This is a genomic window from Nocardia vaccinii NBRC 15922, from assembly GCF_001613305.1.
Lineage (GTDB): Bacteria > Actinomycetota > Actinomycetes > Mycobacteriales > Mycobacteriaceae > Nocardia > Nocardia vaccinii.
In genome coordinates, this window is the sequence record NZ_BDCC01000019.1 from 198,190 (window position 1) to 218,027 (window position 19,838).

The window sequence follows — 19,838 nt, forward strand, 5'->3', positions numbered from 1 at the left end:
ATCCGCCGGACGAAGCAGCTACCCGCGTGACGACCCGAGCACCGCACTGGCCGACGAGGCGAATCCGGCCGAGGAGTCGCTCTCCGGCCGAATCAGCCGAACTCCCACCGAAGGATCGTAGGTCCGGGCCCGAGGAGCCCATCGGCCCTATCACATACCGCGGGTCGGGACGCACCCTGAGCTGAACACCGGATCGGCGGCGACGTGATTCGCCGACGCGGACAAGGGAGCGGCGAAATGATGTTCTGGTACAACCACGACATGTCCGGCTGGGGATATGCATGGATGGGTATCGGAATGGTCGTGTTCTGGGCGGTACTCATCACGGGACTGGTGCTGCTGGTCCGGTACGCGGCGCAGGGCGGCGGACCGACCCCACCGCCACCGCCGCCGCATCCGCCGACGGCGGAAGAGACCCTGGCCGCGCGGTTCGCCCGCGGTGAGATCGACCAGGCCGAGTACGACAGCCGACTCGCGGTACTGCGCAAATCGGCATCCGGCACCGTCGAACGCTGAAACCTCGGCGCGGGCCGATACCTGCGAGGTCGAGTGCGCGTTTCGGCGCGCGGGAGCGAGCACCCCGGCTCGGCAGTGCACGGTTCCCCCGGTCCGGTCGGCGGCGCGCTCGCGGTTACCGGCGCCCGGTCCGCCGGCCGGTGGGTGGACCCGGATCGGCCTCGCCCCCGGTGCGGCTTCGTGGCCTGCGCCTACGGGGTTCGGAATTTCCGGGAGTCAGTGCACGTACGACAGGACGCTCATCATGCCGGCCTCGCCGTGGTAGGCGTTGTGGCAGTGCACCATCCATTGGCCGGGGTTGGTGGCGTCGAGGTCGACCTCGACGGTCTGCATGGGCAGCACGATGGAGGTGTCCTTGCGGGGGCCGGTGCCTGCGGAATCGACGAGCTGGAAGGTATGCCCGTGCAGGTGCATCGGGTGGAACATCATCGTGTGGTTGACGAACCGCAGCCGCACCCGTTGTCCCTGGGTGATGTCCAGCGGGGTGTGGTCGGGGTATGCCTTGCCGTTGATGGTCCAGATGTACTTCTTCGAATCCGACCCGAGGGCGAGGTCCAACGTCTTGTCGGGAGAGCGCCGCGGTAGCCGTACCGCCTCCGTGGCAACGAGTTGGTCCGCGGTCAGCGGCGCAACCTTCGATTCGGCCGGGCGGGCGTCGGCCGCGGGCGGAGTTCCGCCGCCGGTGCGGATCAGCGCGAACCCCTGCCCTGTCTTGCCTTCGGCGGCAGCGACCAACGGGAAGACGCCGTCGCCGAGTTCGACGATCACGTCGTAGCGCTCTCCCATGCCGATCAGCAGGCTGGAGGTGGTGACCGGTTGCACCGAATAGCCGTCGTTGTGGGTGACGCGCATTCGGTGGCCGCCGACGGCGACGCGGAAGGCCGTGTCGGCGGCGGCGTTGATGATGCGCAGCCGTATCCGCTGGGCCGGCTTGGCGGAGAAGGTGACCGGGTCGGCGCCGATCCGGCCGTTGATCAGGTAGTACGGGTAGTCCTTGATATCGCCTGCGTCCGAGCCCAGCGGCGCGTTCGGGTCGGTCGGCATGGACATGCCGCCCGAATTCATCCCGCCCATGTTCATTCCGGACATGCCACCCATCCCCATCCCCGCTATGCCCTTGGCCTGCAGCTGCCGGAGTTGTTCGTCCGGGTCGCGGCCGTCGACCCCGTCCAGCCAGTCGTCGAGCACGACGACGGCCTCGGCGTCGTAGTCCTTGCCCTCGGCGGGGTCCTCGACGATCAGCGGCGCGTAGAGGCCGCGGTCGAGCTGCACGCCGACATGCGGGTGGAAGAAATAGGTACCGGCGTCCGGTGCGGTGAACTCGTAGGTGAAATCGCCGCCGGGAGCGACGGCGGGCTGGGTGAGATCGGGCATCCCGTCCATGTCGTTGCGCAGCGCGATCCCGTGCCAATGGATGGTCGTGGGCGCGGGCAAGGCATTGGTGAGGGTGGCCCGCAGGACGTCCCCGCGGTTGATGCGAATCTCCTGGCCCGGCAGTTTCCCGCCGTAAGTCCAGGTCTGCACCTGGACACCGCCGAGATCCACCGTGGCCGGGGCCGCGCGCAGGGCAACCGGCCGGACGGGCGCGCCCGCGGCGCGGCGCGCGTTCTCGGCGGCTCGGACGGGGCCGGAATCAGGCTGGACGAGATTGCGCGCGGTCGACGAGGTCTTCGTGCAAGCGGCGAGCACCGCGGCGGTGGCCACACCCGTACCGAGCGCGAGGAATCCCCGCCGGTTCAGCGGCGGGTGTGGAAACTGGTTGGACGACATGGATTTCTCCTGCTGAATTGTGCGAAATGGGGCGGGCAGGCCGGAACCCGCGTCCGGGCATCGCCCGTGGAAGCGCGGGAGGACCTGTCAGACCCGCAGGATCGACAATTCGGCCAGGGACGGCACGGTCCAAGGTGGTGGCCGCTCACGGTACGTTCGCCCGAGCCGGGCTTTGCACCGGCCGACCTCCGCCGATGCGGTATCCAACCAGGTGAGCAGGACGAGACCGATAACCACCGCTGCCGCGCACAGGATGAATTCGCACGCATGCATGGCGCCGGGACAGGACATGTCGTGGCCGATGAACACGGCCGGGCCGTGAGCCGGCAAGGGTGCGACGACCGAGTGTTCGGGCATCATCCGGTACGTATCGGCGCAGATCGTGAACACGCCGACGTGCATGGCCGCGACACCGAACATCAGCATCAGCAATCCGAGTATCCGGACCGGTCCGGATACTCGGGGCCGCAGGCGCCGATCGCTCACGCTCGTCATCATACGGACGCCCGAGACCCAGCTCGTCGTTACCCTAGTGGGGTATGTCACGACCCAGCGCCATGTACGGCCATGGATGTGATGCGTCCGGATCGGCTCGGTGCCTTCCACGTCGCCGCGGTCGGGACGCGATGGCCGTCATCGGTCCGGTTCGGCGCGGCGGCTCCGATATCGCGAATAGTGTTGCCGGGCAAGGTTGAAACCGCCGCCCCGACGTTTCCCGCATGCCTATACTTTCGGGCAGAGTTCGCGCGATGGCGCACAGTTTGGGGGATCGTATGCAGCGAACTGCACGGTGGCTGGTGGCTGTACTGGTGCCGCTGATCGTCTTCGGGGGGTCCGCGGCGCTCCTCATGACCGTGAAGTTCCCGTGGACCCCGAGTGCCGAGGGCACCCACTGGTCTGTCTCGTTCGCGATTGCGGCGTTCGTTGGCGCTGCCTCCGGGGGACCGCTGGCCTGGTGGGCTCAGCGGGAGAGACCCGAACCGGGCGGAGCCGACCCTGCTGCGGCGGGTGGCCGCGTGAGCCAGCGGGCCAAGCTCGGCAAGGAGAGTCAGAGCTACATGGCCGGCCGGGATGTGCGGATCAACGACAGGGGAGAACGCGAGAAATGACGGATGATCGGGGGGCCGGCCGGACCAGCCAGCGGGCCAGGCTCGGACGGAACAGCCGGAACTACATGGCCGGCCGGGATCTCATAATCCAGAGCCTGAAGATCACTCCCAAGCGCGTGGTCCTTGCCATCCTGACCGCCTTGGTCTTCATCGCCGCATACGTCGTAGGTCATCACTATTACAACGACTGGACTGCCGCCGACTCCACGGAAGCCCAACGGAAAGCCGCGAAGACCGTCGACAGCGAGTCGACGCCGTTCACCGCCCAGTATCTTTTCGACACCAAGGTTCCCGAGAATTGGTCCATCGTGCTGGACCGCAAGCTGACGTCCGATGAGATCGCCGGTCTGAAGAAACTCGACGGGGCGGACGGGCAGGCAGTGTGGGGGTACCTACGTCCGCTCGGTGGTCGGCTTCTCCCCGGAGGCGACCAGCCCGCCCTGGCTTACGGCGGCCCAATGCGAACCACGGAAACCTTCCGTATGTCACTGCTCAGCGATCGCAGTAGCACCCTGACCATCGAGAACATCTCGGTGTCGAATGTCAAGTGCATACCCAGTAGCGCAGTCACCCTGATCGACCTCCCTCCGCAAGGAGGTGGGGCAGTCGATCAGGTCGCCTTCGATCTTCAGACCCCTGAGAAGCCCATAGCCGAGACCGACGACAACGGCATCATCGACCATGACTACTTTGCGAAACACAAGATCGACCTCGGCGCCGGAGCAACACCCGGAACCCTGCGCGTCACAGCCGTTGGTGTGCTCGGCAAATCCTGCTCATGGGAATTCAGGGCCGACTACGCGACGGTGGACGACCAATCCAGCATCACCCTCGACAACAACGGCAAGCCGTTCACCCTCGAGTCGCGCCCTGACCGGCCGCTCCAGCACATCCAATATGGATTTGGTCCGGGCCCGGACGGGAGCCCCTGGGTCGACTGTGCAGCCCCCGGCATTCAGTGCGGGCCTTGACGTTCAGTTCCTGTCATCGAATATTCAGTGAGAGGGGCCGTCATGCGTGTGCGGGGGAAGATCGCGATCGTGGTAATCCTGGTCACGGGCGCGGTTGCGGGATTCGCGTATGGTCTCGGCACATCGAAGCACGGATCGACGCACGAAGCGGACACCTGGAGCGTTTCGGTCAAGATGACGACTTCGAGCGGCACCGGCATCACCGGGCGGGCCTACAAACTCAGCGTCGCCACCCCGGAGTTCTCGGGGATAGCCGATGCTCGGGCGATGCGGGCGGTGAACGCCATGTTCCAGGATCGCACCCGGAAGGAGATCGATGGGCTCACGACGGCCACCGACCAGAACCCACCGACCGACGACTTCGATGGCAACGCGCCGTTCACACTCACCGAAAGCGTTGCGATCCAACGCATCGGTCGGATAGCCGCTGTCGCGTTCTCTGGAGACGAATACATCGGCGGCGCTCACGGCTTCCCTTTGGCCGAGTCGGTCCTGATCCGCACGGACACCTGGACGGCCATTCCCGCCGACCAATCGTTCCTGGCGACCGCTGGAACCGCCGAGGGCGCGACGAAACTGGCGGGTGTCATCGCTCCCAGCATCAAAGGCGCGCCCGGCGACTCATGTCACACGGACGCGGCCTCGCTGCTCGCTGGTGGTCCGTCGTCCAGTGGCACGGTGACTCCGGACAGCTTCGAGCACTCGATGGTGGTCGGTTTGTGGCCGGGTGGTGTGGAATTCATTTTTTCGCCGTACCGTCTGTGGGCGTTCGGCTGCGGACAGGGGATCGCGAGAGTTCCGTTCTCGGCGTTGGATGGTCTGATCAATCCGGGCATCGTCCGGCTGGCTACCTCGTCATGAAAGAACGGCCCAGGGAGTTTCGACCTGCCCACTGTTCGGGTTCCAGTCTCGGTGGCCAACTGGCAGTGGGACGTCGTCTTCCCGGTTTCCGAGCTGCGCGCAGGCGAGTTGGATTCGTCGGCGGTGCTGGATCCGGGTACGCGCAGCTGACGAAACCCTGGCTGTGATTTCTCGGCATATTTTTGGTGAAAGCCCAGTCCAACAAGACTGGGCTTTTGCCGATATCGGGTTCGGCCCGAACTTTTATGCTCCCCCATCTGGACTCGAACCAGAAACCTGCCGGTTTGCTGCCTCGGGTCTCTGACCTGGGCATTCGTAGGAGCATTCGGCAGCGTCAGGTGATACCCGCGAGCCGGTGGCAGCCGTCGGAGGTGCCATCGTCGGTGATGTGCATCACGTGCGGGACAGCGGCGTGACCGCCCCGGCTGCCGAGGTTCTCGACTTCGCCGCCGAGGCCACAGCGATCGACGATGCGCGTACAGCCGTGTTCGATGCACTCCGCGCCGCCAACGCTCGCGGGCTCGACGGAGCCGACGTCGATGCGCTCGACGAGGCGCGTGCACGGATCGCCGCGCGGTGCGAGCGGTTGCGTCGCGAGTTCTATCCGCGGTGGGGGCAGCTCGCCGTGGTGAACGGTGCGGCGCTCGTCATCTCGAAGACGGGCCGGTCGTGGGAGATCGTCTGGCGGCGCGCTGAGCGCCGGTAAGTGTCGGTTATCGGAGCCCAGCCGTACATTACGGTTTCATGGCGAAATGATGGATTACTTGTGGTCGTGAGTTATTCGTGCCTCGGCAAGGTCGAATAATTTCGCCCTTTACGGGGTAAACAAGACAGTTATTTTGACCCGCAAGTCTCGTATTTCGTACATTCTTCACATACCGGTTGGTATAAAACTTACGGGGGCATTACAAATGGAAGACATTTACAAAAGAGACGCGTCCGAGATGAAGCGGCGACTACAACCGTTAGATATGACAAAGAATTGCTATAGGATGGCCGTCCCTCCCAAGTGGGTCGGTCCGATCGACGCCTACGACAAGGTCATGCTTGCCGCGGGACGTCCTAAATCCACGCGCCATCTGCGAACCTATCACCTACGCCGGTTCGCCACTGAGCATAAGGCTATTCCTCCATGGGAGGTCACTGAGGATCAGCTGATTGCCTGGATGGCGGCGCACAACTGGGCACCCGAGACGCGCCGGTCGTGGCGCTCCTCGCTTAAGTGCTTCTATTCCTGGGGGCACGCCCGCGGCTACATCGACGCCGACCCCTCGCTCGCCCTGGCGCCCGTGCAGACGCCGCCGCCGAATCCGCGGCCGGCGCCCGACTCGGCGGTCGATATCGCCCTGCGATCGGCCGACCTGCGTGTCCGTATGGCGGTGTTGATTTTTGCCGTGACCGGCATGCGGCGCGCCGAGGCGTCCCGCGCGCACACCGAGGATCTTGAGTGGATCGGCGACGGGTGGGGGATGCGAGTGCTCGGCAAGGGCGGCCGAATACGGCTCATTCCGGTCGATGACGCGTTCGCCAGTGCAATCCGGGCGCTCCCGAAGGGGTTCATCTTCCCGGGCCAGATCGACGGGCACATCTCAGCGAACCACCTCGGCAAGCTCGTGAGTGCCGCGCTGCCGGACGCCTGGACGGCACACAACCTGCGGCATCGTTTCGCCTCGCTGGCGTACTCGGTCGAACGCGATATCCGGGCTGTGCAGGAGCTGCTCGGCCACGCGCGGGTGACCACCACGCAGATCTACACGTTCGTGCCCGATGCGTCACGGCGGCGCGCAGCTGCCGGAGCTCGCCAGGGTCTCACTGCCGCGTAACGAGCCAGCAACAATAATTGAATAATAAATAGGGGCCGCCCCGGGCTGGTTGTGACAGCCCGGGACGGCCCTGTATCTACCGAGGTGAGACGGACATCCCGAAACACGGCGGCGCGATACGCACACAGTGTAAAGGTCACCCGTCCAAATGGGCGGGTCGATTATTCGATTTACTGCGAAGTCAGGACGAAAGTCACCGTGACGTGCGTCTGCGCGGTTAGTCCACCCCATAAAGCGGCGGCCGGAAATTGTGCGGCCGGTTCTCGCTGAGCAGCACGCGGAGCGCGTCGGTCGCGTCTGGCGCAATCGCAGACACCATCTCAGCTACCCGCCGCACGGTCAGCGCGGTAACGCCGCGCTTGCGCGCCTCGGCCGCGTATTCGTCGATCTCGGCGAGTGTTTCCGGTCCGGGCATCCGGACTTTCAGCCGGTCGCCGGCCGCGCGTTGCCGCTCGATGTCGAGCTCGCTACGGCCGTCGCGCCGATCCCGTAGCAGCTGCTCGGCCTCGGCCAGACTCGTCGTCTCGGTCAGCACCGCGGCGAGCGACGCGTCGACGAGCTGCTGCGCGCCGACCTCGAACACGGCAGGCGACGCGTCGGTGAGTTCGACTGCGGCGTTTCGCTGGCATTCCACCGTGCCGCGCCACCCAGCCGCCGCTGCGGCGAGCAACGCGTTCGCCTCACTCGGGTGCCACGCCCAGATGCCATCGAACGGTTCGGCGTCGCGCGGGGTGAGCTCGGCGAGCCGCTGCGCGTCTAGCTTGCCGAGCCGCTCGTCGACCTCGGCCGCAGACAGCTCGCCATCCATGCCGATGCCTGCCACCAGCACGCGGGTGTCGATCCTGCTGCGCATCGCCGCGGCCAGGGCGAGCGAATCCGCGAGCGGACTGCGCAAACTCGCCTCGTGCCCTTCGGCGAGGATGTCGCCGCCGACGTCGACGACGATGATCCGATCCGCGTCGAAAGCCTTTGCGGCACGGGCGATCAGCGCCGACAGCCCAACTGCTCCCCCCTCGGCCTCGACGAGCAGCAGCGGCAGGTCGATCGCTGCGGCGAGCCTCGGCAGCGTCGACTGGCCGATCCTCAGTGCGGCGACTGGCGGGATCTCTGCGACGCCACCGCGGTCGACGAGGCCCTCGAAATCGGCGCGGACACGCGGGCCCGGACTCGGGTCGATCATGAACCGATCCCAGGAATACGACATGATCGCCGCGATCCCCAGGTCCGGGCGGGCATGGGCGAGCATGGCCGCGGTGACCGCGTCGCCGCCGCCTCCCGCCGCGATAGCGATTGCTGAGCGCATCAATGGGTACCTGTTCCATCGTCCGTATAGTGGCTAGTGGCCTATGGTAGTTACGAAGGGTGTACGGGTGTCCGAGATCAGAGAAGTACCGGCGAAGTACCTGCAAATTGCTGGAATTCTGCGTGATCAAATCATTCGCGGCGATCTCCAACCCGGCGCCGAAGTACCGTCCGAGCGTCGGCTCGCCGAGACGTACGGCGTCGCGCGGCCGACCGCGAGCCGCGCTCTCGAGGTGCTGCGTCGTGAGCGCCTCGTCGAATCGCGGCAAGGGTCTGGCACGTTCGTGCGCACCCCGAATGCCGCACCTCGAGCGCGGGAACGGCTCGAGCGCGCCGCTGCGATGGGCAGCATGTATTCCGATTCCGAGGACGCCGCATTTCCGTTCGTCGGCATTGTCGACGGTCCCGAGTACGTCACCGAAGCGTTGAACATCTCCGCTGGTAGCCGAGTGATTCAGCGGCAACGGATCATCAGCAACCCGAGCGGTCCCGTCGAGTTGAGTACATCGTGGTTCCCTGCCGCGCTGGCCGATGTCGCGCCGCGGCTGTTGGAGACCGCACGCGTCGGCGGTGGGACTCTCGGCTATCTCGCACGATGCACCGACATCCGGCCCACGTATGCGCGTGATCAGGTATGCGCCCGCCTCGCCAGCCCCGAGGAATCCGCTGCGCTGCAGCTGTCCGAGCCGTCGGCGGTGCTGGTCTACTGGCTAGTGGCCTGCGACACCGCCGACGTTCCGGTCCAGTTCGACGAGGGCGTTTACCCGCCTGAACGGTGGGCGTTTCGACAGGACTACCCCGTAAATATCTAGTTCAGATCAGGAATTTTTCCGGAAATCCTTCAAACTTCTCCAAGTGGCCTATGCCACATGTCTTACTAGTGGCATAGTCCACTTATGGCCCTGGCCGATCCACCGCGCCGGGGCATCGAGACAGGGGAACCTCATGACTGGACCTGTAGCCGGACGAGTCGCCGTCCGATGCATCCGACCCGACCTGATCGCCGAGGAAGACCGCGCCCGCATCGAACAGGAGATGACCGATCTCGGCGTGCAGTTGGGCTGCGCCGTCGACACAATCGTCGTTGTCATCAACCCTGATGAGATGGGGCCGTGGGCAACGGTCGCGAACGCGATCGCCCGGGCCCGTGCGACACACGTGATCGTGCCGAGCATGTGGCATGTCGACGGCATCGACGACTGGATTCGCGCCCGCACCGAACTCCTGGCGCTTGCAGGACCGCACGCCGGGGACGATGCCGAGGCAAAGCTGGCGATGTCCGCATGATCGGCGCATGGACAGTCGGCGGCTGCGCGCTGGTCGTGCTCGCCGTCATCTGGGTAATGCTGCTCCGCGACGTGTGGGGATCGCACGACCCCACACCCGTCGCGCAGCTGGTCCCCGTCCAGGCCGAGCCCGCAACGGGAGGCTGGCCGACCTCACTCGTGCATACGGCACCACTCGAACCGTTCACGCCGGATCAGGCACATCAGGCGATGCAGCTGCACATCGACTGTGACACCGACGCGTGTCCGCGCAGGCAGGCAGCGCTCGACACGCTCATCCAAGCGGGCCACGTGCGACCAGCCCGGATACACGGATGACCGCCCCGGGAGGGCGCGTGCCCCGCGATGACGACTGGTGCGACTGGTGCGCCGATCTGATCCAAGCAGCGCCCTTCCGGTTCGACGGCCGAGTGTTCTGCAGCCCGAAATGCGTGCACGCCTACCGCCGCGGTAGCGATTCGCCGACCGTGACACAGCTCCGGGAGCCAAAGTGACCGAGTTGCCGCGCCGCACGCCCGGCGCGACCCACATACCGCACCCACACCACCGAACCTCAGCGCCATCCGTCGCACTGCTGCCCCGCATCGCGCAAGGTACCGACCAATGGGCCGAGCGCGACCGGCACCCGGGGCCATCGAAACCCGAATAGCCCCAGCACAATTCAGGGAGGAACAAATGAAGATCGTCACCATTGCCGCCGCCGTCGCAGCTCTGATGATCGGCGCAGCACCCGCCCACGCGACCCCCGTCCGGCAGGCCGATCATGTGGATTGCTTCGCGCGAGCGCTGACGCCGGTCAAGACCAGTCACGCGAGCGTCGCCCCGATCGCCTTCGGCTACACCCTGCACTGCTCACCACACCCGCCAGCGCTGATCGCCTTGCGCGTCAAACTGTGGCGCCTGGACTTCAACCGGCTCGAAACCTACGAGCACACCTCGCACACCGTGTTCAGCCCGAACTACGACCGCGATACCTGGTTCTATGCGTCCTGCTCGAACGCCTCGATTCGGTACTCTTTTCACACCGAGGTGATCCTCGACGGGATCAACGGAAACCCGGGCGAACACTCAGATAACTCGTCCTCCGAGCCGATGACCTGCTGAGACGGAAAGGGACACATCATGATCCAGTCCGACCATCCGGCGGTCGCTGTCGCAGAGGCTCGCGTCGCCGATCTCGACGACAGGTTCGGGGTCAACTTCAGCCCGACCGCCATCCGGGTCATGGATGACGCTGTTGCCGTCACCATGGATTCCACCGAGGCCCGGTTCATCATCATCATGGAGAACATCGACGGGGAATGGTCGGCGCCGTCGATGCTGGGCGGCACAACGCGGCCGCAAGCGCCGCGCTACGAGCGCACGCCCGTCGGTCTGCCGCTGAAACAGATGTCACGCAAGCGCGTGCCGACATTGCGGCAGCCGGATCAGTGGTGGTTCGCCGTTGCCGGACTCGCCGCCGAGGATGCAGAGTCGGTCTCGATCACCGTGAACGGCGAGGAGCATCGGGAGCCGATCGGCGAGGACGGCGTCGCCTTCGCGATCGTAGGGATTCGCGCGACCGACGAGCCGACCGTCGTCGTACACACCCGGGACGGCCGCGCGGTGTCGGCGATGCACTGACCCTCGACACGAAAAATGCGCCCCGCCCGCGTACGTAACGCGGTCGGGGCGCAATGCTATGTACCTGCGAATCATCCTGCCCAGCAAGGGACACCATCATGAAGCGGATCCGTGGACGACACATCGCACTCGCTGCGGCCTGCATCGCGGTCGGTCTCGGCCTCGGCGCCGCTGTCATCGCGGGCGCCAACGCAATCGGCGGCTACCACGACAACCACATGGACGAGCAGTTCGATGCGTCCGTCAGCAGTGCCGCTGCTGCGGAGACGAGTGCGATACACAGCTATCAGAGCATGCGTGCGACGGTCGGGGACGCGTGCGAGAACCTGGTGCGCGACAAGCTGAAGTCGCCCGCCTCAGCGCGATTCGAGCTCGGCGACACCAACCTGCACGAGGACGCTCGGGGCGGCTTGACCGGCACCCTCAGCGGCACCGTGGATTCGCAGAACGGGTACGGCGCGATGATGCGCTCCGACTGGACGTGCACCATGCAGCCCGGGTCATCCATCGGCAGCGTGCTCGCCGGCATATCGGGCCTCACGCAACGGAATTGAGTCCGCCCAGCTCGCAGGCTCGCCGGTATATTTCCCGGCATATTTTCATGCCTCACACAGCACGCGCACCTCGCGCGGCACCCGGACCGTCCGGTCTTCGCGCTCGACGCGCACCGTCCGATCCTCGGCCGTGACGCGCACGACGCGCGGCCCGCGCAGGATCACTCCAGGGGTGCCGGCCGGAAGGACGATGTCGTATCCGGCGGCAGTCTCCTCGACCGGAACCTGGGCGATGACGTGCGCGGTGTCGGTGCCGACCGCGGTATCCGCATCGGTGATGGTGTGGAATCCCTCGGTGCCCGTGCCGGTTTCGGCGACATCGACCAGAACGGTCGCCGCGTCCGTGGTCGTCACGGGCTCAGTAACGTCCGCCAGCGGTGGCGCGGCAGTGTCCGTCCCGGTTCCGGTGTCGCTGTCGGTGACCACGTCCAGCACCGTCGCCGACTCGGTGCTCGTCGCCGTGTCCGCCGAGGTAGGCGTCGGCCACGGCGCGTCCGTTCCGGTCGCGGACTCCTCCGCGGACACCTGCACGATGACCATCGCATCGTCCGTTCCGGTGACTGCGTCGGTGCCGACGACTTGCGCCGTGACCGTCGCATCCTCCGTGCCGGTCGTGCTGTCCGCGGACTGTCCGGTCACCGCGGGGACAGACGCGTCCTCGGTTCCCGTCGCGGTATCGCTGCCCGACACGATCTGCTGGACAGCTGCAGTGTCCGTTCCGGTGCCCGTCTCCGTATCGGTCAGCGTCGCGGGCACGGTCGCGCCGTCCGTTCCGGTACCGGATTCGGTGCCGGTGACCTGCACGGCAGCGGTGTCCGTCCCGGCGGCGCTGTCCGTGGCCGACTCGGTGGCAGTCACCGCGCCGGTATCGGTGCCCGTACCGGTGTCCGCACCCTGTCCGCGGACGACGCCCGTGTCGGTACCCGCTCCAGTATCAGCGCCCGATTCGGTGCCGGTTACCGCGCCCGTGTCCGCGCCTGTCCCCGTGTCCGAGGCGGCGATAGCGCCCGGCGGGACAGCCAGGGTCAGCGTGGTCCACGTCGCCGAGAACGTTGTCGCACCGAACGCGCCCGGCGTCTCGCTCGCCGCGGTCGCGAGCAGTTCAGCCGTGGCGATCGCGGCATCGGTGGTGCTGCCGCTCGTACCCGTAGCGACCGCCTGGAAGTTGCTGAAACCACTTGGCGCGGTGGTGGTCTGGTAGAAGTTGCCGCCCTGGTCGTCCGCGACCGCGACGAGCCAGAGATATCCCTGGGAGCCGCCGGACGGTGTGAGCGCGGGCGGCGTGGGTGTCGTGCTGGATCCGTTGGCGAACGCCGTGCTCACCGTGCTGCCTGCGCCCGTGACGCGGACGGCCGCCGACGTGGCGAGTACCGACGCCGACGAAGCGACCGTGAGCGTCGACGAGGCCGTACCGACGACGCCCACGAACACTGTGATCGGCGACGCGGACGCACCGCCCTGCGTGACCAGCGACCACCCCGAGCTGCTCGTGCTCAGCGTCGACGCCGCGCCCGGCGTCACCAGGACCACATACACGTCGCCTGTCGCCGCGCCGCTGCTCGGCAACGTGATACTGAAACTCGTTGCGGCAGTGGTGAATGAGCCGGTATTACGTGCGGCAACCGCGACCGTCATCGCTCACCTCACATTGCGTTGATGTGGTCAGCGAGACGCAGCAGATAGCCCGCGGTCACGTACGCCGTCGTGTGCTGGCCGCCCAGCAGATACCCGAGCATCAGCTGGCCCGCGCGTAGCAGCTGGCCGGGCGAGTAGTCCTCGGTCATCCACTCGCCGGAGATCAGCTGTTGCGCAAGCGATTCCGTCCAGCCGCCGAGCGTGGCGAAGCTGAACGCCGACATGCCGTGCGCCAGGGCGCGCAGCGGGGAGCGGTCCGGACAGCTCGTGATGCCGTCGCCCGGATTCGCCGCGCTGAACACCGGCAGATGCGCCGGCCACGGCCCGTGAGGCCCGTTGATGCCCGATCCGACCGGCATCGGGTCGATCGACTCGCCCGGCGCGCGGTTGGGATTCGCGATGACGGCCGCCCAGGCGAGTTCGCAATCGGCGTACTCGCCGCGCGCCTTCGCCTCGAGGAACGCCGAGACGAGTTCGGCGCCGAGACTATAGCCGCACAGGCCGACAAGATTCGGTGTCGCACGGATCGCGTCGGCGATCAGCGGCAGGCCGGCCGCGACGCTGCCCGCCTCGGACGGCCCGAGCACACCGGAGCTGCCGACCGGGCCGACCGCCGCCGGATACGGGATATCCGCGCCGATCTCGTACTTCGCCGGATCCAGCAGGTGCGCCAGCTGGGCGAGCATATTCGTCGGCGCGCCGGTGACTTCGCCCGTGCCGCGGCAGGTCAGGACAGTGATCATGAATTCCTTTCCCGGACAACGAAAAACCCTCCGCACCAGAGGTGGGAGGGTTTCCGTTGCGGATGGATCAGGCGGTGTCGCCGTATCGCTCGAGGATCTCGCGAGCCCAGGCCACGAGATCCTCGACGCGCTGGCCGCTGGGCTGTGGCTTCACCCAGAGTTCAAGGTTTTCGAGCCGGTTGTCGGTCTTGTCGCCGTTGATGTGGTGGATGTTCTCGGACGGCAGCAACGGCCGCCCGAGGTGCTGCTCCATTACCCAGCGGTGCTCAAGGACGCGGCCGCCGTTGCGATCACCTCGAAGACCGACGTTCACGCGGACGTAGCCGCGATCGGTGAGATCTCTCTGTAGGGTCGGATTCGGGATTACGACGTAACCGTTGCTATTGATGAAGCGGCGTTCGGTAGTGCGCCGTTGGTTAATTCGGCGGCATTCGTCCGTGCAGAACCTGCGCCGGTAGACCACCTCGCCGCGCTGCTGGGGGCGTCCCACGAACTCGGTCCCACATTCCTCGCAGACCAACTTCGCAGCACGGCAGTTGTCACTACAGAACTGTTGCGCGGGACCCGACGGGATATATGTCTCGCCGCAGCTCTCGCAGTTCTTCGGCTGCCACTTGCCCGACCATCGACCCCGCGCCTTGATTCCGTGCTGTCTCATGCGCAACTGGACGGCGCTCGGTGAGCAACCAATCTCCTCTGCGATCTCGATGCTCGACAATCCGGATTCGTATTTCGCCCGCAACCAATCCGGATCGGCCAGCTGGGGATAGGTCAGCCGATGGTCGCGCTCGCGGCAGGCTCGGCACCGCTTCTGAGAAGGGCCATCTGGTCGATATTCCTCGCGACACTCGTCGCAGACCTTCGGCAGCCATTCATCACCCCGGTTCTCGATGCCGTGTCTGCGCATCCAGTACTGGACCGTGGGTGCGCTGCAGCCGAGTTCGCGAGCGATGGAACGCACCGAACCGGCTTCGTAATGCGAGCGCAGCCACCGCTCATTCGCGAGTTCGGGATGCTTTGGAGCTCTTGACATGCCTTACATAGTATCGATACCGTGTTAATGAAGGCAAACTACGCCAAAGTTAATGTCGCGGACAGTGTCCAGATCGAGCCCGAGACCTTCGTTCCGAGCGACTGGACCTTGTGGTTCAGCATGAGCGGGGACGTGCCGGTGCTGGCCAGCGTCGCGCCCGCGGTGATGGTGCCCGAGTCGATGGCCCAGCACCATTCGTTCCACGCGAAGTTGGCCACGCCGGACTGGAACGTGCAGTTGACGGTGATGATGCCGTTGCTCTGTGTCGGATACGAGCTGTCCGCCTGCTGGTAGTAGGCCGTGCTCGCGTTGCCATCACCGCCGAGCGCGGTGTCGCTCACCGTCGCCGCAGTGGTCGAGGTACCCACGCCGACAACAGCGTCTGCGTGCGCCAGGGCCACGCCGCCGCCGCCGATGATCAGGTTCGTGATCCGGTTCAGGCCGCCGGTGACGAGCAGGTTGCCGGGCGCTTCCATCACCTCGTCGGGCTCGGCAAGCCCGACCTCTTCGAAGTGACGCAGGTGGAATCCGAGCGGCTCGTGCCCGTGCATCAGGTCGCGGGTGATGCGGGAGACCGACTCGGGGTAGTACTTGATGATGCGCGCCTGCATATCCCAGGTGAGGGTGTCGACGTCGGGCATGGTGAATCCTTTCGTGCACGAAAAAGCCGACCGGCGAATTCCGGTCGGCTGCAAGAGGTTTGGTTACGTCAGCTCTGGATGATCCGCAGGTGCATGGACTGGACATAGGTCCGCGCCTGCGTGGTCTGAACGGTGCAGGTGACGGTGTAGGTGATACCGACCTCGCCGCCTGTGAGCCACACCGTGGCGTTGCTCGTGGTGTGCGAGTCGGTGACCTTCGTCAGCCCGGAATCGACAGTGAACGTCGCCGAGGAAATCTGCTCATCGGGCCAGTCCAGGACAGCGGGCGCGGCGATGAAATCGAACGGGTAGTCCAGGATCTCGCTCGCGCCCTGCGACTTCACCGGAATGTTCTGTGGCATCAGATCTCCTCATGGTGGTCGGCGATCCCCGCGGATCGCAGGATCTGCGCGCGATGCTCGGGATGCAGATCCGTTGCGGGTCCGTGGACTTGGATGATCGCGGCGTGTAGAGCGGGGTATTTGAGCGCGAGCCGCAGCATGCCGCGGTCGCCGTTGTGCTCGGCCTCGAGCTGCTGTTCATGTACGTACCGGTGCTCGCGAATGAAGTCCCGCGTCCAGTCGTGGCTGTCGTGCTCCGGATTGTCGTGGAGATGGACATGCGTCGTGCAGTCCGGGCACTGCCACTCGCCGAGCATTTCGCCGTCTTCGCCACGGAGGGGGTCCGTCATTGTCACCACCTCACGTGAAATACGTTGTGATCACGACTTGTCCGTCGCCGCCAGCACCGCCAGGACCATTGCCGCCGAGGCCGTCGAGCGACGCACCACCCCCACCTCCGCCACCGCCGGGAAACCCGCCCCGGCCACCCTGTCCGGCGACCGAGGTGCTGCCCAGTGGCAGATAGAAGCCACCGCCGCCACCGGATGCTGGTCCGTACACGCCTCCGGTTGGGCCTGCGCCGGCGGATCCATCCAGTGAGCTACTCGTGCCCGGCGCGCCTCCGCCGGTGTTGAGACCGCCCCCGCCGCTCTCACCGCTCGGTAGATACCCGGTCTGGCCTGCTGCTCCGACACCTCCGGACGCGGACGAGGACTGATTCCCGTTGCCCGCATCGCCTGTCCACGTGGTCGAAGTGTTCAGGAATGATCCGCTGGCTGGCCGCCGAGTGCCTGAAGCGTCAACGCCACCGCCGGCACCGCCCTTCCCGCCGGTGGCTTGGTAGCTGGACCCGTTGAAGGAAGCGGTATCTCCATCGCCTCCGGGCTGCGACAACCATGAAACGTCACGCGCGGTGGCGGACGCAATGGCGGGCGACGAATACAACGATTGCGCCACAGGCCAGTTGCATTCGGTGATGATCCCCCACAGGCGATTTCCTGATCCGGTGGGGACGGTGTTGCCGGTGTCGGTCCATTGCACGACTTGTGTTCCGTTGATGTACCCGGTGAACACGTTGCCGTTGCGTGTGAGAGCGATCTGGCTCGAGGTCGTGAACGGGGTGGTGGAGTTCGCGACGACCGTCTGACCGGTTTGCGCGCCGTTCGCGATATACGCGCCCGATGGCGCATTGGTCTGGGTGATGAGCCCACACCCGCCGCTGGTATCGCCGACGAATGCCACTAGCACCGACGAACCGCTATAGGTCGTCGGCGCCGCGCAGTAGATGCCGGTGTAATTGTTGGTCGCCAATTGCGTCGACGGCGTAGCCAGCTGCGCCTGGATGACGTAGTTGTCCGTATCAAGCGGTGAACTCCACGCATTCCAGTTGCCCGTCTCACCCACGTACGTGGACGGGGTGAACGCCTGAGCCATGCCGTTGACGATCTGCGCCGATTGGCTTCCGGAGTCGGTGCGCCAGCTGCCGCCCAGGGAAATACTGTTGGCGCGCTCGAAGTCATCGGAGTACCGGACACTGGCAGCGCCCCCGCCGCCCGAGCCGCCGACAGGAACCACCACCGGGGCCGTCGACGGCAACGATGCGGCCGAGATCCCGGAGGTGAACGTGTAGCCACCCTGGCCGCCACCGCCGCCCGCCGCGCCGGACGTATTGAAGGCCACGCCGCCCTGTGCGCCGCCGCCGCCCGAGCCGATCTCCATGGCGTCCGCCGTCGTCATCCCAGTCTGCTTCGTCCATGTCGCGCTGCGGTTGTAGATGTCGATCCTCGGAGCCTTCCCGCTCGCCTGGACCGTGGCGTTAAGAAGCTGGACCGCAGGGCCGACATCGGCAGCCGCCGTGGATTCGGCCGAGCCGGTGATGTTGCTCGTCACGCCCGACGCGATCGTGCTGGTATTCGTCAGCGCCGCCGAGGCGTCAGCGCGCAAGGACGACGCCCACCCGTTCAGGTTGATCAGGCCGCCGGTGGCCCCAGTGATCGCGTCGCACAGGTCAGCGAGGAATGTGTCGATCGCGGCGGTGACGAGACCGTTGACGTTCGGGAACCCGCTCAGGATGCCGCCGAAGAAGTTGCTCGACGCCGAGTTCCAGCCTGTCGACTGCTGCGTTTGCGCCTGATAGTCGGCAGTGACCTTGGCCTGTGTGTTGTCGACCATCGACGGCAGTGAGCCATCGTTGCCGGTGAGGATGCCGGGTACACCCGAGGTGGTGTACCCGGACGGGCCGAGGGGAGAGCCCATGGCTCAGTGGCCGATCGCCGCCAGATCGGCCTGCAGCTGCTGCAGGTTGAACCCTTCAGGGGAGACACCCGAGGTGAGGAATTCCTCCGACAAATACACCAACGATTCGTCGTTGTAACGGCGGTAGAACGACGCCGTCATCCAGGTGAACGCGCCCCAGGTGACGATGCCGATATTCGAATCGTTGTCGGACGCCGCACCGTTGATGTAGTGGCCGCCCTCGATCGGCGAGCCGGACACGGGGGTCCACACTTCACCGGCCTGGAACTGGTCCTGCGCCGATTCGGGCAACTGCACGCCGATACCGACCGCTGAGAACAGGAACATCGCCGCGCGCAGCTGCGCCACGTTGCCCTGATCGAGTGCGAGATACGCGCCGATCTTGTGCAGGTTGCCGCCAGCGTCGGTGATGCCGGTGGTGCGCCGGTATTCGGCGAACGCCTGCGGGTCGGTACCCTCGTCGGTCGGGTTCTCGCCGGTCACCGGATCGGTCTGCGACGGGTCGTAACCCGTGAACTCCGAATACGTTTCGAGCACGGCATCGTCGTCGATCCGGAACGGCTTGTTGCCCTCGGCGCACCACAGCGCCGTCTCATGGAACGCGCCCGCGATCGCGCAGTCGCCCACGCGATCGTTGGCGAGCATCTGCCAGTCGGCGATCTTCGCCTGATGCCCGAACGAGGCCGGGATCGCCGGGATCACGTCCTTCTTCAGGTAGTCCCGAAGCTTGAACTTCACCGCCCCGGGGGTGATGTCCTTCTTGCCCAGCTTGTAACGCACTTCGTTTGTCACAGTTGACCTTTCATAGTTCTTGGTTGCCGCGACGCTTCGAACTGCGTTGCGAGTCAATGAGAGAAAGCACCATGTTCATGAGGGTCAGCCCCACCGCGGCGAATGCGGCGAGCCGCACGAACGGGCGGCCTGGATAGTCGCCCAGGGCCAGATTCACGACGCCGATCCCCAAAATCGTTGCGATGCAGGCGATCAGGCCCATAATCGCGCGCCCGGGCGCGGTCTGACGCCAGTTGCTGCCCGGCCGTGCATACAACGCAACGAAGATGACCGCCTTGATCATCAGCAGCACCAGGAACACATCGGCCGTCATGACCGCGCCATAGAGCGGTGTCACGACAGCCACGACGCCAAGGTTGGCGACGGCAACGGCGGCCAGAATGGCGTGCCGTTTGGTGGTGCTCACGAATTCCCCCTTCGGAGAGTCCAGGCGAGTTCGATCGACTCACCGAAGTGGTTGCGCTCGAGGGCATCCCGGATCGCGGAGCCGATCCGCTGCGCTTCGGGTGCTTTCTCCTCGACGCGGCGGCGCTGGGCGGCCGCCTTCTCGGCGGCCTGCCGGGCGTTCCTCACCTCATCCGG

The 19,838-nt window shown here is 65.9% G+C and carries 26 protein-coding genes; 13 read left to right on the plus strand and 13 right to left on the minus strand.

Going from position 1 to position 19,838, the window contains the following annotated elements; all coding sequences use genetic code 11:
* Positions 1-237: 237 nt before the first annotated feature.
* Positions 238-516, plus strand: a complete 279-nt coding sequence (locus tag NV1_RS14825) for an SHOCT domain-containing protein (protein WP_067891106.1) — start codon at positions 238-240, stop codon at positions 514-516.
* A 216-nt stretch (positions 517-732) separates the two neighbouring features.
* Here NV1_RS14825 and NV1_RS14830 read toward each other — a convergent pair whose 3' ends face one another.
* Both NV1_RS14830 and NV1_RS14835 read right to left on the minus strand, forming a co-directional pair.
* Positions 733-2,286: a multicopper oxidase family protein gene (locus NV1_RS14830; RefSeq protein WP_067891108.1), complete on the minus strand. Its 1,554-nt coding sequence runs from the start codon at positions 2,284-2,286 to the stop codon at positions 733-735.
* An 87-nt stretch (positions 2,287-2,373) separates the two neighbouring features.
* A complete protein-coding gene (locus tag NV1_RS14835; RefSeq protein ID WP_157116915.1) occupies positions 2,374-2,772 on the minus strand; it encodes a DUF6153 family protein in 399 nt (132 codons plus the stop codon).
* 311 nt (positions 2,773-3,083) lie between these two features.
* Here NV1_RS14835 and NV1_RS14840 point away from each other — a divergent pair, with 311 nt between their 5' ends.
* The 5 genes from NV1_RS14840 to NV1_RS46355 all read left to right on the plus strand — a co-directional run bounded on the left by NV1_RS14840 (position 3,084) and on the right by NV1_RS46355 (position 7,050).
* Positions 3,084-3,395 (plus strand): hypothetical protein, encoded by a 312-nt coding sequence (locus NV1_RS14840; protein WP_157116917.1) that lies wholly within the window; start codon positions 3,084-3,086, stop codon positions 3,393-3,395.
* Positions 3,392-4,366, plus strand: a complete 975-nt coding sequence (locus tag NV1_RS14845) for a hypothetical protein (RefSeq protein WP_067891117.1) — start codon at positions 3,392-3,394, stop codon at positions 4,364-4,366. The genes NV1_RS14840 and NV1_RS14845 overlap by 4 nt, the downstream gene beginning before the upstream one ends.
* Before the next feature lie 42 nt (positions 4,367-4,408).
* Positions 4,409-5,227 (plus strand): polysaccharide deacetylase family protein, encoded by an 819-nt coding sequence (locus tag NV1_RS14850; protein WP_067891119.1) that lies wholly within the window; start codon positions 4,409-4,411, stop codon positions 5,225-5,227.
* Between the two features lie 355 nt (positions 5,228-5,582).
* A complete protein-coding gene (locus tag NV1_RS14855) occupies positions 5,583-5,933 on the plus strand; it encodes a hypothetical protein (protein ID WP_067891123.1) in 351 nt (116 codons plus the stop codon).
* Positions 5,934-6,393: 460 nt separating this feature from the next.
* Complete coding sequence (locus NV1_RS46355; protein WP_084525424.1) at positions 6,394-7,050, plus strand: tyrosine-type recombinase/integrase; 657 nt, start codon at positions 6,394-6,396, stop codon at positions 7,048-7,050.
* A gap of 217 nt (positions 7,051-7,267) precedes the next feature.
* Here the strand turns inward: NV1_RS46355 and NV1_RS14865 are convergent, their stop codons facing one another.
* On the minus strand, positions 7,268-8,353 hold the full coding sequence (locus NV1_RS14865; RefSeq protein WP_067891127.1) for a DUF1152 domain-containing protein: 1,086 nt from the start codon (positions 8,351-8,353) through the stop codon (positions 7,268-7,270).
* A gap of 67 nt (positions 8,354-8,420) precedes the next feature.
* On the opposite strand from NV1_RS14865, the gene NV1_RS14870 reads away from it, so the two are divergent.
* The 6 genes from NV1_RS14870 to NV1_RS14895 all read left to right on the plus strand — a co-directional run bounded on the left by NV1_RS14870 (position 8,421) and on the right by NV1_RS14895 (position 11,815).
* Positions 8,421-9,164: a GntR family transcriptional regulator gene (locus NV1_RS14870; protein ID WP_067891130.1), complete on the plus strand. Its 744-nt coding sequence runs from the start codon at positions 8,421-8,423 to the stop codon at positions 9,162-9,164.
* A gap of 133 nt (positions 9,165-9,297) precedes the next feature.
* Positions 9,298-9,639, plus strand: a complete 342-nt coding sequence (locus NV1_RS14875; protein WP_067891133.1) for a hypothetical protein — start codon at positions 9,298-9,300, stop codon at positions 9,637-9,639.
* On the plus strand, positions 9,636-9,956 hold the full coding sequence (locus NV1_RS14880) for a hypothetical protein (protein ID WP_067891136.1): 321 nt from the start codon (positions 9,636-9,638) through the stop codon (positions 9,954-9,956). The genes NV1_RS14875 and NV1_RS14880 overlap by 4 nt, the downstream gene beginning before the upstream one ends.
* Positions 9,957-10,313: 357 nt before the next feature.
* A complete protein-coding gene (locus tag NV1_RS14885) occupies positions 10,314-10,742 on the plus strand; it encodes a hypothetical protein (RefSeq protein ID WP_067891139.1) in 429 nt (142 codons plus the stop codon).
* 18 nt (positions 10,743-10,760) lie between these two features.
* Positions 10,761-11,261 carry a hypothetical protein gene (locus NV1_RS14890; RefSeq protein WP_067891142.1) on the plus strand — a complete coding sequence of 167 codons (501 nt, stop codon included), beginning with the start codon at positions 10,761-10,763 and terminating at the stop codon, positions 11,259-11,261.
* A 98-nt stretch (positions 11,262-11,359) separates the two neighbouring features.
* Positions 11,360-11,815 (plus strand): hypothetical protein, encoded by a 456-nt coding sequence (locus tag NV1_RS14895; RefSeq protein WP_067891145.1) that lies wholly within the window; start codon positions 11,360-11,362, stop codon positions 11,813-11,815.
* A 45-nt stretch (positions 11,816-11,860) separates the two neighbouring features.
* Here NV1_RS14895 and NV1_RS14900 read toward each other — a convergent pair whose 3' ends face one another.
* Positions 11,861-13,138 carry a ribonuclease E domain-containing protein gene (locus NV1_RS14900; protein ID WP_067891148.1) on the minus strand — a complete coding sequence of 426 codons (1,278 nt, stop codon included), beginning with the start codon at positions 13,136-13,138 and terminating at the stop codon, positions 11,861-11,863.
* Between the two features lie 16 nt (positions 13,139-13,154).
* On the opposite strand from NV1_RS14900, the gene NV1_RS14905 reads away from it, so the two are divergent.
* Positions 13,155-13,472, plus strand: a complete 318-nt coding sequence (locus NV1_RS14905) for a hypothetical protein (RefSeq protein ID WP_157116920.1) — start codon at positions 13,155-13,157, stop codon at positions 13,470-13,472.
* Here the strand turns inward: NV1_RS14905 and NV1_RS14910 are convergent.
* The 9 genes from NV1_RS14910 to NV1_RS43500 all read right to left on the minus strand — a co-directional run bounded on the left by NV1_RS14910 (position 13,459) and on the right by NV1_RS43500 (position 19,829).
* Complete coding sequence (locus NV1_RS14910) at positions 13,459-14,193, minus strand: hypothetical protein (RefSeq protein ID WP_067891153.1); 735 nt, start codon at positions 14,191-14,193, stop codon at positions 13,459-13,461. The two genes, NV1_RS14905 and NV1_RS14910, sit on opposite strands and share 14 nt — an antisense overlap.
* Before the next feature lie 67 nt (positions 14,194-14,260).
* Entirely contained in the window at positions 14,261-15,226 is a 966-nt protein-coding gene (locus NV1_RS45120) for an HNH endonuclease signature motif containing protein (RefSeq protein WP_067891156.1), read from the minus strand.
* 38 nt (positions 15,227-15,264) lie between these two features.
* A complete protein-coding gene (locus NV1_RS14920; RefSeq protein ID WP_067891159.1) occupies positions 15,265-15,867 on the minus strand; it encodes a hypothetical protein in 603 nt (200 codons plus the stop codon).
* A gap of 68 nt (positions 15,868-15,935) precedes the next feature.
* The gene (locus NV1_RS14925) at positions 15,936-16,229 is read right to left on the minus strand and encodes a phage fiber-tail adaptor protein (RefSeq protein ID WP_067891161.1); all 294 of its coding nucleotides are present in this window, start codon (positions 16,227-16,229) and stop codon (positions 15,936-15,938) included.
* Entirely contained in the window at positions 16,229-16,558 is a 330-nt protein-coding gene (locus NV1_RS14930; protein WP_084525382.1) for a hypothetical protein, read from the minus strand. Before NV1_RS14930 ends, NV1_RS14925 begins: the two co-directional genes overlap by 1 nt.
* 10 nt (positions 16,559-16,568) lie before the next feature.
* Complete coding sequence (locus NV1_RS43495) at positions 16,569-18,464, minus strand: DUF7257 domain-containing protein (protein WP_067891165.1); 1,896 nt, start codon at positions 18,462-18,464, stop codon at positions 16,569-16,571.
* 3 nt (positions 18,465-18,467) lie between these two features.
* On the minus strand, positions 18,468-19,256 hold the full coding sequence (locus tag NV1_RS14940; protein ID WP_157116922.1) for a hypothetical protein: 789 nt from the start codon (positions 19,254-19,256) through the stop codon (positions 18,468-18,470).
* A 10-nt stretch (positions 19,257-19,266) separates the two neighbouring features.
* Complete coding sequence (locus tag NV1_RS14945; RefSeq protein ID WP_067891170.1) at positions 19,267-19,662, minus strand: putative phage holin; 396 nt, start codon at positions 19,660-19,662, stop codon at positions 19,267-19,269.
* On the minus strand, positions 19,659-19,829 hold the full coding sequence (locus NV1_RS43500; protein ID WP_157116924.1) for a DUF7620 family protein: 171 nt from the start codon (positions 19,827-19,829) through the stop codon (positions 19,659-19,661). The genes NV1_RS14945 and NV1_RS43500 overlap by 4 nt, the downstream gene beginning before the upstream one ends.
* Positions 19,830-19,838 lie beyond the last annotated feature (9 nt).